This window comes from Taklimakanibacter albus, assembly GCF_016595235.1.
In the GTDB taxonomy this organism is placed as follows: domain Bacteria; phylum Pseudomonadota; class Alphaproteobacteria; order Rhizobiales; family Aestuariivirgaceae; genus Taklimakanibacter; species Taklimakanibacter albus.
The window spans coordinates 86,460-99,795 of the sequence record NZ_JAENHL010000007.1 but is presented as its reverse complement, the minus strand read 5'-3'; the positions used below and the strand labels follow the sequence as shown (position 1 = coordinate 99,795).

General features: G+C 62.4%; 11 protein-coding genes. 4 read left to right on the top strand and 7 right to left on the bottom strand.

Annotated elements, in window-relative coordinates:
- The first annotated feature begins 16 nt into the window (after window positions 1–16).
- Together JHL16_RS12000 and JHL16_RS11995 are read left to right on the top strand one after the other, a co-directional pair.
- The gene (locus JHL16_RS12000) at window positions 17–1,156 is read left to right on the top strand and encodes a DegT/DnrJ/EryC1/StrS family aminotransferase (protein ID WP_200185087.1); all 1,140 of its coding nucleotides are present in this window, start codon (window positions 17–19) and stop codon (window positions 1,154–1,156) included.
- A 21-nt stretch (window positions 1,157–1,177) separates the two neighbouring features.
- Window positions 1,178–1,957, top strand: coding sequence for a cephalosporin hydroxylase family protein (locus JHL16_RS11995; protein WP_200185086.1), 780 nt, complete (start codon window positions 1,178–1,180; stop codon window positions 1,955–1,957).
- A 2-nt stretch (window positions 1,958–1,959) separates the two neighbouring features.
- Here JHL16_RS11995 and JHL16_RS11990 read toward each other — a convergent pair whose 3' ends face one another.
- A complete protein-coding gene (locus JHL16_RS11990) occupies window positions 1,960–2,952 on the bottom strand; it encodes a glycosyltransferase family A protein (RefSeq protein ID WP_200185085.1) in 993 nt (330 codons plus the stop codon).
- Between the two features lie 11 nt (window positions 2,953–2,963).
- On the bottom strand, window positions 2,964–4,232 hold the full coding sequence (locus JHL16_RS11985; protein WP_200185084.1) for a class I SAM-dependent methyltransferase: 1,269 nt from the start codon (window positions 4,230–4,232) through the stop codon (window positions 2,964–2,966).
- Window positions 4,233–4,320: 88 nt separating this feature from the next.
- Here JHL16_RS11985 and JHL16_RS11980 point away from each other — a divergent pair, with 88 nt between their 5' ends.
- On the top strand, window positions 4,321–5,295 hold the full coding sequence (locus JHL16_RS11980) for a hypothetical protein (protein WP_200185083.1): 975 nt from the start codon (window positions 4,321–4,323) through the stop codon (window positions 5,293–5,295).
- 43 nt (window positions 5,296–5,338) lie between these two features.
- Here JHL16_RS11980 and JHL16_RS11975 read toward each other — a convergent pair whose 3' ends face one another.
- On the bottom strand, window positions 5,339–6,403 hold the full coding sequence (locus tag JHL16_RS11975; RefSeq protein WP_200185082.1) for a mitochondrial fission ELM1 family protein: 1,065 nt from the start codon (window positions 6,401–6,403) through the stop codon (window positions 5,339–5,341).
- Between the two features lie 80 nt (window positions 6,404–6,483).
- On the opposite strand from JHL16_RS11975, the gene JHL16_RS11970 reads away from it, so the two are divergent.
- Window positions 6,484–7,707, top strand: a complete 1,224-nt coding sequence (locus tag JHL16_RS11970) for a glycerate kinase type-2 family protein (RefSeq protein WP_246770923.1) — start codon at window positions 6,484–6,486, stop codon at window positions 7,705–7,707.
- 36 nt (window positions 7,708–7,743) lie between these two features.
- Here the strand turns inward: JHL16_RS11970 and aceB are convergent, their stop codons facing one another.
- The 4 genes from aceB to JHL16_RS11950 are packed head-to-tail and all read right to left on the bottom strand — an operon-like array spanning window position 7,744 to window position 13,316.
- Window positions 7,744–9,336: a malate synthase A gene (aceB, locus tag JHL16_RS11965; RefSeq protein WP_200185080.1), complete on the bottom strand. Its 1,593-nt coding sequence runs from the start codon at window positions 9,334–9,336 to the stop codon at window positions 7,744–7,746.
- Between the two features lie 6 nt (window positions 9,337–9,342).
- Entirely contained in the window at window positions 9,343–10,644 is a 1,302-nt protein-coding gene (gene glcF / locus JHL16_RS11960; protein WP_200185079.1) for a glycolate oxidase subunit GlcF, read from the bottom strand.
- Window positions 10,644–11,825 (bottom strand): FAD-binding protein, encoded by a 1,182-nt coding sequence (locus JHL16_RS11955; protein WP_200185078.1) that lies wholly within the window; start codon window positions 11,823–11,825, stop codon window positions 10,644–10,646. Before JHL16_RS11955 ends, glcF begins: the two co-directional genes overlap by 1 nt.
- Window positions 11,826–13,316 (bottom strand): FAD-linked oxidase C-terminal domain-containing protein, encoded by a 1,491-nt coding sequence (locus JHL16_RS11950; RefSeq protein ID WP_420884536.1) that lies wholly within the window; start codon window positions 13,314–13,316, stop codon window positions 11,826–11,828.
- Window positions 13,317–13,336 lie beyond the last annotated feature (20 nt).

Here is a 13,336-nt window from a genome sequence, read left to right as displayed (position 1 = left end):
TTTTCATGGATCCTTGATGACGCAAATTCCAGTGTTCAAACCACTCCTGGCGGCGGAGGAATTCGAAGCTGCCCGCGCTGCGCTCGAATTGGGTTGGCTCGGCATGGGAAGTTATGTCGGACAGTTCGAGGAGACGCTGAAGAAGCTGTGTGGTGCGGATGACCGTCATGTCGCGGCGGTGAGCACCGGCCATGCGGCTCTGCATCTCTCGCTTCTGCTGGCCGGTTGCGGACCCGGCGACGAAGTGATCACGCCGTCCTTCAACAACATCGCGGATATGCAGGCCATCGTCGCGACCGGAGCGAAGCCGGTCTTCTGCGATGTCCTGGACGACACGCTCTGCCTCGACCTCGACTCCGCCGAAAGGCTGATCGGGCCCAAGACCAAGGTCTTGATCGTGATGGACTATGCCTGCCATCTCTGCGATCACGACCGGGTGGCGGAGATCGCCCGGCGCCACAATATCCGGATCATCCACGACGCCGCGCATTCGGTCGGCAGCACATCTCAGGGCAAGCCGATCGGGTCCTTCGCCGACATGACGGTGTTCAGCTTCGACCCGATCAAGACCATTACGACGCTCGATGGCGGCGCTATCATCGTGCGCTCGGAGGAAGAGCTCAAGCAACTTCACGAGATGCGGCTGATCGGTATGAAGCAGGCGACCCGCACACTGTATGGAAACACCCGCGCCTGGAGCTATGACGTCGAGCGGCTCGGCTTCCGCTATCACCTCGCCAATCTGCATGCGGCCTTAGGGCTCGCTCAGCTGGCGAAATTCGACACCATCGCGAGCACGCGGCAAGCGCTGTTCAAGCGGTATCAGGAGGCGTTCTCGCCGATCTCCGGTCTCAAGGTACCCGGCGGCGACATGGCGGGGATCGTTCCCTTCATCTTCTATCTGCGCGTCCTCGGTGGCCGCCGCGAAGATTTTAGAGAATTCCTGACCGAAAATGGCGTCGACACCGGCATCCACTGGCAGCCGGCGCATGGCTTCACCTTGTTCAAGGATTGCCGCAAGGATGATCTGCCGGTGACCGAACGTATCGGCCGGGAGATCGTGACCATTCCGTTCCATTCCTGCATGGCGCCGGAAGCGGCGGCCCAGGTGATCGATACCATCACGCGTTTCTTCGCCTCTCCGGCGAGGCGCTGACATCCAGCTTGGGGGAGTTTCATGGATCCGAACGAGAAGTTCGCAGAAGAGCGGCGGCAGCGCATAGAAGCGTTCGCCAGTGACGAGGTTTTCCGGGTGCTTTCGCGCGACTGGCTCGAAGCCTCGATGGACCGCAAATACATCTACAATTTCGATTGGCTCGGCCGCCCGATCATCCAGTACACGCAGGACATGTTCGCCGTCCAGGAGCTGATCTGGAAGGTGAGGCCGGATCTGATCATCGAGACCGGCATCGCGCATGGTGGCTCATTGATCCTCAGCGCCTCGCTCCTGACGATGCTCGAATATTGCGAGGCAGCTGAAAGGGGTGTCGTCGTCGATCCCCGGCGACCATCGCGCCGGGTCATCGGTATCGATATCGACATCAGAGCCCATAACCGCGTCGCCATCGAAAAGCATCCGCTTGCCGGGAAGATCTCGCTGATCGAAGGCTCCTCGATTTCGGATGCAGTCATCGAGGAGGTCAGGAAGCAAGCTGAGGCGTTCCGGAACGTGATGGTGTTTCTCGATTCAATGCATACGCATGACCACGTGCTGGCCGAGCTTGAGGCCTATTCGCCGCTGGTGTCGAAAGGCAGCTACTGCGTGGTGTTCGACACTTTCGTCGAAGACATGCCGAAGGGCTTCTTCGCCGACCGGCCTTGGGACGTCGGCAATAATCCGAAGACCGCGGTCCGGCAATTCCTCATGGGCCATCCGGAATTCGAGGTCGATACCGACATGGAGAACAAGCTACTAGTGACGGCGGTTCCCGGCGGCTTTTTGAAACGAACGGCTTGACTTCAGCGCTTTCGTCCGAAGCGTCCGCGCAAGTGATGCACTAGGCCTACGACGAAATATATCGGCGCGAGAACAGACGCTAAAGCCAGTGGAGCCGTCAGCCGCACAACCTGCTGGGCGGCGTCGAACGGGCGTTCGTCCCGCTGATATGTGCATTTGGCGAAGAGCCATGCCAGCCCGATCTGGAGCCGGGTGACGTTGAAATTGCGCGCCAACAGCGCCTGATAATTCTTGTCCAGGAAACGCTTGCGCGCCATAGCTTCCATGAAGCGGCGATGCTTGCGGAAACCTTCTCCTGCATAACGCCTGTCGTTGATGAGCTCCTGGAGGAATTCCTGTCTTATGAACCCGAAATCCGGCTTCTGCATGAGAATCTCGAGTCCCATATGATGCTCGTGCCCAGGGCTCAGATATACAGGCTCAAGACCGGCGTAGGCCAAGATGTCGGAGACCATCAATGTGTGATAGGCGACGCCGAGTCCCTTCAAGTCGAAGAAGGCGTCTTCGATCATCCGGCGTGCGTCCAGCCGTTCATGCGAACCCGGAATCTCGCTCGATGTATAACCTTGAAACCGCGGATTGCGCGGCGAATGCTCACCCGTCGCCGGATTGACCCAGCATTCGCTGGAGGCAATCGCGCAAATCGAAGGATCGGCGTCAAGAGCGGTGACCATGCGCTCGATGGTTCGTTCGTTGAGGGAGCAGTCGCTTGATAGAACGTAATGATAGACGCCCGAGCGCGGCAGAAAGGCCTTCTGATGATTGATGACGATATTGTCGCGGATATTCGGAGCGTTACGAGAGTAATGGATGCGGTCATCGGCCATCTCCCTCACGCAGTTCTGCACATCGTCCGAGTTGGAGTTGTCCAGAACATAGATCTCCAGGTTCCGATAGGTCTGTCGACAGACGGAGCTGAGCGAGAGGCGGAATAGATCAATCCGTTCATAGGCGGTGATCGCAACTGTAACGAGAGGAGAGGTCCGTGTTTCCATATGCCGCTCCCTTAGCTTCGTCCATCGAGCAAAGGAAGTGCGATGTCCCGTTCCCACTCTTCCGGCGTCAGGAGCACTGGGCCGGACGCCTGCACCGCCAATATCCGATGCTCGACTTGTGTCCGGGCGAGATATTCCGCCCACATGCGATAGTGCCTGACCAATTGTTTGCCGTCCTCGGACATGGCCAGCAGCGCGGATAGCTTCTTGCGTGCCTTTTCGCTCACCGCAGTCATTTCGGTGCGGATACCTTGGCTCATCTCGTGAGGCGGAAGCCAGATGGTTATGGCCCGCTTGCGCGTGGCGGTGGAGATTATTTCCACGGCGGGATCATGCTCGAAGGCGATGGCGCCGCTGATTTCCGGACGCATGACATTGTAGTCGAAGATCAGCTTGTCATCCTCGGCCTTCCGCGGCTCGTGGTAAGCATCGGCGTTCAGTACGGATGCTCCGGCGATATCGCCGAGGAAGTCGGCCGCGCTCTGATAGGCGCGCTGGTGAATTCCCTTGACGATCGGGGCCGCGACTTCGAGGCCTGGAAAGCCAATGATCATCAGATCCTTGATGTGACGCTTATGGGCGACGACGAGGAAACGCTCCTTGAACGGTGAGGGAATGATCTCGACGGAGGCGAAACAGCCGCGACGGAAGCGCAGCAGATTCTCGATTGCCGCTTGCGTTATGTAGAACTGCTTGACGCCTTCGCCCGCCGTGCCGCTGGCGACGAGTACGGAGGGGGAGCGCGACAGGAATCTCTGCTGCAACCAGCCGATGCCGAGCTTGCGGCGGTCATGCGCGCCAAAGGTCGCGAGTTCGAGCGTGAGCTTGTGCCGGGTAGCGGCGATCAAACGGTCCAGGCCCAGGATGGGATTGACCAGATGATGGAGGACATTCAGGCAAATCACATGATCGAAAGTCTCGTCGATCGACTCGTGGTCGATATCGTATTTGCGGAATTCGACCGGCAAGCCCAGGACGTCGGCCAGGATGCGGCCGCGGCGGACATTCTCCGAGGCGAAATCGAGCCCCACCGAGCGGCTGGCGCCACGGCGCTTCGCTTCGAAGCAGAAGAAGCCGAGGGAGCATCCGATATCGACGAAACTCTGTCCGCTCATATCATCGGGCAGGATGACCTTGGCCGTGGCCGAACGATCATGGCCGGTGCCGGTGCTGAGTCCGTAGGGCAGGGGGATCGACTGATAGTCGAAGGACTCCGAACGCAGCAGCTGTTCGATCTGGTTGCGTGACCAGGTTGTCGGCGGGGAGGCAGTCGAATCCATAATATCTGACCTTATCAAAACTTGCTGTGAGCTTTGCAGTACTCTAACACGTGTGGCTGGTACCGCGATAATCTCTCCGGGGGCGTCCATGAAGTGGAAGCAATTTATTCTTCCACGCCATCTCTACCGAATTTATAAGCTGGGCCGTTTGTGGAAGAACCAGGCGAAACTGCCCTGGCTGACGATGCTGCTGCGCTTTGGCCAGCCGTCGCCGCTTGCCCGCCAACTGGGGACCGATCGGCGGCAGGCGCGGGTGATCCTGCACAAGCAGGGAATCTGGTCGATCGCCGCGGGTGCGCGTTTTATTCGCTACACGACCAAACCCAAATCCGTGGCTAAGCTGCAAAAAGAACACGCCATGTGGCATCTGCTGCGCGAGCGCGGATTGACGGACATGGTGCAGCCGTCGATCGTGCTCAGCACCTGCGGGCGGGGCGTTGCGCTCGAAACGGGGATGTTGCGGCAGATCGAGATGGATGATCAGGTCGCGATGACGGTGCCGATCATGCGGGCGCTCATGGCGGCGGCCAAGCCAACTATCCCGGGGGCGCTGCCACCGACGGTCGAGGCGGGCATCAGGCTCGGGCGCCTGGCCTGTGGTGGCGAGCTGCCGGCGAGCTTCGCTTCGGAAAGCGCGATCCGCGACTGTTTCGCGCGACAATTGCGGATAGGCGTCTCTCATCAGGACCTTCACGTCTACAACGTCATGCAGGATGCCGGTGGGAAGCCAATCCTGATCGATCTCAAATCTTGCGATGTCGATCGCATCGTTTCGATAGACATACTGATGTTCGCTGGCAAGTACATACAAGCCAGAATGTTCGACAATCTGCTCGAATGTGTGTTCTCGGCGCAACAGCAGGGATGGCGCATGGCCGAGCTCGAGCCGGCGCTCGCCCTCATCGACCTGCCACGCGCTTATTGGTCTCACATCCTGATCCTGCATCTGATGGGGGCCGGGTCGGCGGACACCGACGGAAGCGAGCAGGAGATCAGTCCGATTTCACGACAGCTGTATCAACGGATGCTGTCGCGGGATTGGAGCGCGCGCAATCCGGATTGAGGGTGCGGAGACATGGTGAATTCATTTTTTCATTTAAAATCAATTATATAACCAGCGCGCGCAACCTTGCCGCGGCGAGGGCGGTGTCGTCGGCGGGGAGCGCCGGGGGCGTCACCAAGGGCTGGCCCAGCGGCACCGCCCAGCCCTTTTCATACATGTGGTCATGGAGCAGCGTAAAATCACGCGAGGTCGCGTCGGCGCCGAGCCGGCTGAGCAGGTTCTGCGCCCTGGCTGCGGTCCAATAAGCAAGGTCATCGGAGAGGCCCAGCCGCCGCAGACCCTGGGAAACGGTGCGGTTCGCCTGCCGCAAGGGCGCGATGGCCAGGGGTTTGCCGAGGCGGGCCACTTCGACGGCCATGGAAATGCTGTCGCCCGTCACCACGAAGCGGTCGCCATGGGCGAGGAGGCCGACATAGGGATTGTCGCCGCCCAATCTGTCCCACCGATAGAGCTGGGCGCCGGCGGGCAAGGCCTTCTCGATGGCGGCCACGGTCTCGGGTGGGGTGCGCCTGGATGTCGTGATCTGGAGGCTGCCGCCATCCTTCATCCGCTCCAGCGTGGCGAGGACGGCGCGCGCCGTCTGGGGATCAAAAGCGTGGCTGCCAATGGACCCGCCACAGAGAAGGACGGTGAGGGGGCGCGGCAGTTGCGCAAAAGTGTCCCGCCAGCGTTCGGCCTCGGCGGCGACGCGCTTCGGATCGATGCCGACCAGCGGCAGGCCGATGCGGAAGATATTGGGCGCGTCGGCGGCGCGGTACTGATAAGGCACGATGAACAGATCGGCCTTCTCGCTGTCGCCCTTGGGGGTTCCGATCAGGGCGATCTTCGTGCGGCCCTGCGACTGCTCCTTGATCCACAAGGCCACCATCGCCAGGCGCCGGCCGACGGTGAGGACCAGGTCTGGCCAAGCTGGCGTCAGCGGGTCCGATTTTTCGCGGTCGACATGATGCAGCGACGCCTCGACGCGCGGCTTGGCGAGATCGAAACCGGGCTTGAGGACGATGCTCCGCCGTTCGAAAGCCAGTCCCGTGGCCTCTATAAGACGCTCGGCCTGGGCATTGTCGCCGTGCTTGGCGCCGGTCAGAAGCCAGATGCGGGGATGGGACATTCGGCCTGTTTAAAAGATTGACAGAAAGGCGGCTATAATCGATTGGCAGGGCAATGACAAACCGGGGACTTCGCCGCCTCATGCTGCTGAAAGATCTGTTCTCCACCGCGGTCGCCGCCGCCGATCCTGCCCTCAGAGTGCCGCCCTACCTGCCGAAGCCGCCCAAAGGCCGCACCTTGGTCGTCGGCGCCGGCAAAGCCAGCGCCGCCATGGCGCTCGCCGTCGAGGACCATTGGCAAGGCCCTTTGTCCGGCCTCGTCATCACCCGCTACGGCCATGGCGCCCCCTGCAAGAAGATCGAAATCGTCGAGGCTTCGCATCCCGTTCCTGACGCCAGTGGACGTGACGCGGCGCTGCGGATGGGTGAGCTGGTCAAGGGGCTCACCACCGACGATCTCGTCCTCTGCCTCATTTCCGGCGGCGGCTCGGCGCTGCTCGCAGCCCCCGCGCCGGGACTGACGCTCGCGGACAAGCAGAATGTGAACCGGCAGCTGCTCTCTTGCGGTGCGCCGATCTCCGAGATGAACTGTGTGCGCAAGCATCTTTCGGCGCTGAAAGGCGGCAGGCTCGCGGCGGCGGCGTGGCCGGCGCAAATCGTCTCGCTCGTCATTTCTGACGTGCCGGGCGATGATCCGGCGATCGTCGCCTCCGGTCCAACGGTGGCTGATCCGACGACGCGGCAGGAGGCATTGGCGATCCTGCGCAAATACAAATTCGACCTGCCGGCGCATGTCTGGGCTTTCCTCGAGACCGAGGCGGCCGAGACGCCGAAGCCCGGCGATCCACGCTTCGCCAAGGTCAGGACCGAGATGATTGCGGCGCCGGCGCAGTCGCTTGCTGCCGCAGCGAAAATCGCCGCCGAGGCCGGTTACCGGGTGATCGATTTGGGCGACCGGATCGAAGGCGAGGCGCGTGATGTGGCGCGTGCGCAGGCGGCGCAGGCGCTCGCCACCAAAGGGCCGGCCGTCATCCTGTCGGGCGGAGAAACCACGGTGACGCTTAAAGGCAAAGGGCGGGGCGGCCGCAATGCCGAATATGCGCTGGCGCTCGCCTTGGCACTCGATGGCAAGGCGAATATCTCGGCAATCGCCGGCGATACTGACGGCATCGACGGATCGGAGGACAATGCCGGGGCTCTGGTCATGCCCGACACGCTGGCGCGCGCCAAGGCCAAGGGCATCGATGCGGAGGCCTGTCTCGCCAATAATGACGCCTATGGCTTCTTCGCCAGCATCGGCGATCTCGTCGTCACCGGGCCGACGCGCACCAATGTCAATGACTTCCGGGCGATCCTGATCGAGTAGCGCACCTGCTTTGGAAGCAGGTGCACTACGGTCTGGTCACACAATCTTCTTGTAAGCCGGCAAGGTGAGGAAGGTTTCAAACCGGGCGGAGGTCGACATCTTGCGGAAGATGGCGACGGCCTCGCGGAAACGGCCTTTCTTATAGGCCTCCGGACCCACTTCCTGGGCCACGCGCGCCATCTCCTCCTTCACGCATTTCTCGAAGAAGGGCTTGGTGACCTTCTGGCCGCCTTCGAGCCTGGCGCCGAATTTGAGCCATTGCCAGATCTGCGAGCGTGAGATCTCGGCGGTCGCCGCGTCTTCCATCAGATTGTAGATCGGCACGGCGCCACGGCCCCGGAGCCACGCTTCGATATACTGCACGCCGACGCGAATATTCTCGCGGAAGCCGGCCTCGGTCTTGGTGCCTTCATGGACCTGGAGCAGCTCCTTCTGGCCAACCGCCACGTCCTCGCGCTTGACATAAAGCTGGTTCGGCGTCGGCATCAGCGCGTCGAATATGTCGCGCGCCACCGGCACGAGATCGGGATGCGCCACCCAGGTGCCGTCATGGCCGTTCTTGGCCTCACGTTCCTTGTCGGCGCGGACCTTCTCGAAAGCGAGCCGGTTGGCTTCCTCGTCCTTGCGGTTCGGAATCTGCGCCGCCATGCCGCCCATCGCGAAAGCGCGGCGCTTGTGACAGGTCTGGATGAGGAGCGCCGAATAATTGGCGAGGAAGGCCTTCGACATCACCACCTGGCTGCGGTCCGGCAGCACGAAGTGCTTGTTGTTGGCGAAGGTCTTGATGAAGGAGAAGATGTAATCCCAGCGGCCGCAATTGAGGCCGACAATATGGTCACGCAATTCGAACAGGATCTCGTCCATCTCGAAAGCGGCCGGCAGCGTCTCGATGAGGACGGTCGCCTTGATGGTGCCGAGCGGCAGGCCGAGCGCGCTTTCGGCCTGGATGAAAGCATCGTTCCACAGCCGCGCCTCGTGGTGGCTCTCCATCTTGGGCAGATAGAAATAGGGGCCGGATTTGGCGGCGAGCGCCGCCTTGGCATTGTGGAAGAAATAGAGGCCGAAATCGAAAAGGGCGCCAGACACGGGCGCGCCGTCCACCCTCATATGCTCCTCGAGAAGATGCCAGCCGCGCGGACGCACCAGAAGGACGGCGGGCTCCTTGCCGAGCTTGTAGGATTTGCCGCTGACGGAATCGGTGTAATCGAGCTTCCTGGCCCAGCGGTCCATCAGATTGATCTGGCCCTGGATCATGTTGTCCCAGGTCGGTGAATTGGAATCCTCGAAATCGGTCATGAAGACCTTGGCGCCGGAATTGAGCGCGTTGATCACCATCTTGCGGTCGGTCGGGCCGGTGATCTCGACGCGGCGGTCCTGCAGGTCGGCCGGGATCGGCGCCACGGTCCAGCTGCCATCGCGGATGGCCTTCGTTTCGGGGAGGAAGTCGGGCAGGACGCCGTTGTCGAAAAGCTTCTGGCGTTCAGCCCGGGCTTTGATCAGAGCGCGGCGGCGATCCTCGAAGGCGCGATGAAGGCTCGCCACGAAGGCCACGGCCTCCGGCGTCAGGATCCGCTCGTAACCCTTCTTGACCGCCTCGGTGAAGGTCACACCTTTCGGCAATTTCGCCATTAATTCCTACCCTTTAGATGATTGTCTTAAGATTTCAGGTTCGTGTCCGCCATGAGCCCAGTCCAAGAGTTCGACCGTATGGAGGATGGGAATTTCCGTAGCCTGACCGATCTGGGTGATGCAACCGATATTGCCGGTGGCGATGATGTCGGGCGCGACCGAGCGGATATTGGCCACCTTGCGGTCGCGTAGCTTTACGGCGATGTCGGGCTGGAGGATGTTGTAGGTGCCGGCGGAGCCGCAGCAGAGATGGCCCTCAGGCACGTCGCTCACCGTGAAGCCGGCGCCTTCGAGCAATCGGCGCGGTTCGGTCTTGATTTTCTGGCCGTGCTGCATCGAGCAGGCCGAATGATAGGCGACGCGCAGGAGTTTCGGCGGCGAAACCTTGGGCAGATCGATCTCAACCAGGAATTCGGTGATGTCGCGGGCCATGGCCGAAACACGCTCCGCCTTTTCCCGATAGGCCGGATCGAGCCTGAGCATATGGCCGTAATCCTTGATCGTCGTGCCGCAGCCCGAGGCGGTGATGATCACGCGATCGACGCCGGCGGCGCTCCAGGCATCGACCATCTGGCGGGCGCGGGCGAGCGCGTCCGCTTCCTTGCCCATGTGATGCGTGAGGGAGCCACAACAGGATGAGCCGTCGGCGACCACGACCTCGATGCCCTGGCGATTCATAAGCCGGATGGCGGCGGCATTGATGCCGGGATCGAGAACGCTCTGCACGCAGCCGCGCAGGAGGGCGACGCGCATGCGCTTCTCGCCTTCCGCCGGATAAAGGCCGGGCTGGCCGATGATCTCCGGAGGCGGCGTTTCCTTAGGGATCAGAGCAAGAAGCGACGAGAGCCGCTTGTCGCCCAGCTTTTCGATCAAGGGCGCCAGAGGCCGGACGAGCGACGACAGGATCAAGGCGGCCTTGAAGAGGCCGGGACGCGGCATCAGGAAAGCCAGGACGTGACGCAGCAGGCGTTCGACGAGCGGGCGCTTATAGGTCTTTTCGACATGGGCGCGGGCATCGTCGATGAGATGCATGTAATGCACACCCGACGGGCAGGTCGTCATGCAGGACAGGCAGGAGAGGCAGCGGTCGATATGTTTCACCGTTTCGGGTGTCGCCGCTTCGCCGCGTTCGAGCATGTTCTTGATGAGATAGATGCGGCCGCGCGGGCTGTCGAGCTCGTCGCCCAAGAGCACATAGGTGGGACAGGTGGCGGTGCAGAAGCCGCAATGGACGCATTTGCGCAGAATCTGGTTGGCCGTCGCGATATGCGGGTCGCGCAATTGCTCAGCCGTGAAACTCGTTTGCATTAGGCGCTTTCCTGCTGCATGCGGCCGGGATTGAAGATGCCGACGGGATCGAAGGAGGCCTTGACGCGGCGCGCCAGAGCGGCGAGCGCCGGAGCCTGCGGTTGAAAGACCGGGACCTGGCCACGCAAGCTCTCATCGGCACGGATCAGCGTCGCGTGGCCGGAGGGGAGGGCGGCGCGAATGGCATCGGCCGAAGCGCCATTTTCGGGCGGGACGGCGAGCCAGACGAGACCGCCGGCCCAGTCATAGAACCAGCGCATGTCGATATGCGGCTTGAGCGCTGCGACGAGCTTGGCGCCCTCCATCGGCGCCACCGACAGGCGCCACACGCAGCGTCCATCCGGCGCGGCGAGCGGATGGACGTCGCGCAGGGCCACCCACTGTGCCCGCGAGGCGTCGGTCGCCAGCAAATGTGACCCGGACGCGGTCAGCAGCTTGGCGAGCTTGTCGCGCCGATAGGCGATGGAAGGCGGCACGCCTTCGAGGCGCAGGAAGGTTTTGGCGGTGCCATCGGCCAAAGCGGAAGGCAGATGCGCCGCGCCCGATACTTCGCAGGAGGACTGCATGGCGAGACTCATCGCCGCCACCGCGTCTTCATCGCTCAAGCCCTCGAGAACCAGTGTCTCCTCGCTTTCGGCCTTGGGCAGGGCCTTGAAGGTGACGGTGGTGAGGGCGGCGAGCGTGCCATAGGAACTCGCCATCAGCTTCGGCAAATCATAGCCCGTCACGTTCTTCACGACGCGGCCGCCGGCCTTGAAGGCCTCGCCGCGGCCCGACACGCCGGCGACACCCAATATGTGATCGCGCGCGGCGCCCGCCTTGAGCCGGCGCGGCCCGCACAGGTTGCAGGCGAGCATGCCGCCCAGCGTGCCGGAATGCGGAGCGCCCAGGAGCCGCGAGAGATCAGGTGGCTCGAAGGCGAATTCCTGGCCCTTGTCGTCGAGTAGCTTGCGGACGTCGTCGAGACGTGCGCCGGCGCCGGCGGTGATCACCAGTTCCTCGGGCTCATAGAGCGCGATCTCGGAGAAGCCCGACAGGTCCAGCGTGGCGGCCGTCTGCATCGGGCGGCCGATGCCCTTCTTGGTGCCGGTTCCGGTGACATCAAGCGGCGTCCTCTGAGCGAGGGCGTCCTGCACCATGTCGACGAGTTCGGCTTCAGTGGCTGGCTTCAGGCTGGTCACTCAGAACCTCGGAAGATCGGCATGGGGCAGCTTGCCGCCGCGCACCACCATGCGGCCAAGCTCGGCGCAGCGATGCAGCACCGGGAAGACCTTGCCCGGATTGAGCAGGCCCTTGGCGTCGAAAGCGCATTTGAGCCGTTGCTGCTGGTTGAGATCGGCCTCGGAGAACATTTCCGGCATCAGGTCGCGCTTCTCGATGCCGACGCCATGCTCGCCGGTGAGCACGCCGCCCACCTTCACACAAAGCCGCAATATATCCGCGCCGAATTTTTCGGCGCGTTCGAGCTCGTCCGGATCATTGGCATCGAACAGGATGAGCGGATGGAGATTGCCGTCGCCGGCATGGAAGACATTGGCAACCCGCAGGCCATAATGGCGCGACAGATCTTCCATGCCCTGCAGCACTTCCGGCAGGCGCCGGCGCGGGATGGTGCCGTCCATGCACAGATAATCGGGCGAGATGCGGCCGACCGCCGGGAAGGCTGCCTTGCGACCGGCCCAGAAAACCAGGCGCTCGTCTTCCGATTGCGATACGCGGCAGGAATTCGAGCGGTTGGCTTCGGCGATCGTGACGACCCGCTCGATCAGGTGATCGATCTCGGCGGCGCAGCCATCGAGCTCGATGATGAGCAGCGCTTCCGCCTCGAGCGGATAGCCGGCATGGACGAATTCCTCCGCCGCGTGGATGGCGGGGCGGTCCATCATCTCCATGCCGCCCGGAATGATGCCGGCGGAAATGACATCGGCCACGCATTTGCCGGCGTCCTCATTGGAGGGAAAGCCGATCAGCACGGCGCGCGCCGTCTCGGGTTTCTGCAGGATGCGCACCGTGACCTCGGTGACTACGCCGAGCAGGCCTTCGGAGCCGGTCATGACGCCCAGGAGGTCATAGGCCTCGCTGTCGAGATGCTTGCCGCCGAGCCGGATCACCTCGCCGGTGATCAGCACCATCTCGATGCCCAGCACATTATTGGCGGTGAGCCCATATTTGAGGCAATGCACGCCGCCTGAATTCTCCGCGACATTGCCGCCGATGGTGCAGGCGATCTGTGAGGAGGGGTCGGGCGCGTAATAGAAGCCCTTGTGCTGCACCGCCTGGGTGATGGCGAGGTTGGTCACACCCGGCTGGGTGACGACACAGCGATTGGCGTAATCGATATCGAGAATGCGGTTGAACTTGCCGAGGCCGAGGAGCACGCCGTCGGCGAGCGGCAGGGCGCCGCCCGACAAAGAGGTGCCGGCCCCGCGCGGCACCACCTTGATGTTCTGTTCGTGACAATATTTGAGGACGGCGCTCACTTGCGCCGTGGTCTCGGGCAGCACCACGACCAGCGGCATCTGGCGATAGGCGGTGAGGCCGTCGGTCTCGTAGGCCCGCATCTCGACGGGGGCCTCGATGACGCCTTCGCCCGGTACGAATTGACGCAAGGCGGCGGCGATCTCACGCCGCCGGGCGAGGGCCGTCTTGTCGGGTAAAGGCATTGCAACCATGGCTCTTAGTCCCATACTGC

Coding starts and splice junctions, on each gene's coding strand:
- JHL16_RS12000 (WP_200185087.1), top strand. CDS start 17: ATGACGCAAATTCCAGTGTTCAAACCACTCCTGGCGGCGGAGGAATTC.
- JHL16_RS11975 (WP_200185082.1), bottom strand. CDS start 6,403: ATGTCCCATCCCCGCATCTGGCTTCTGACCGGCGCCAAGCACGGCGAC.
- glcF (WP_200185079.1), bottom strand. CDS start 10,644: ATGCAAACGAGTTTCACGGCTGAGCAATTGCGCGACCCGCATATCGCG.
- JHL16_RS11985 (WP_200185084.1), bottom strand. CDS start 4,232: ATGGATTCGACTGCCTCCCCGCCGACAACCTGGTCACGCAACCAGATC.
- JHL16_RS11950 (WP_420884536.1), bottom strand. CDS start 13,316: ATGGTTGCAATGCCTTTACCCGACAAGACGGCCCTCGCCCGGCGGCGT.
- JHL16_RS11990 (WP_200185085.1), bottom strand. CDS start 2,952: ATGGAAACACGGACCTCTCCTCTCGTTACAGTTGCGATCACCGCCTAT.
- JHL16_RS11980 (WP_200185083.1), top strand. CDS start 4,321: ATGAAGTGGAAGCAATTTATTCTTCCACGCCATCTCTACCGAATTTAT.
- JHL16_RS11970 (WP_246770923.1), top strand. CDS start 6,484: ATGCTGCTGAAAGATCTGTTCTCCACCGCGGTCGCCGCCGCCGATCCT.
- aceB (WP_200185080.1), bottom strand. CDS start 9,336: ATGGCGAAATTGCCGAAAGGTGTGACCTTCACCGAGGCGGTCAAGAAG.
- JHL16_RS11995 (WP_200185086.1), top strand. CDS start 1,178: ATGGATCCGAACGAGAAGTTCGCAGAAGAGCGGCGGCAGCGCATAGAA.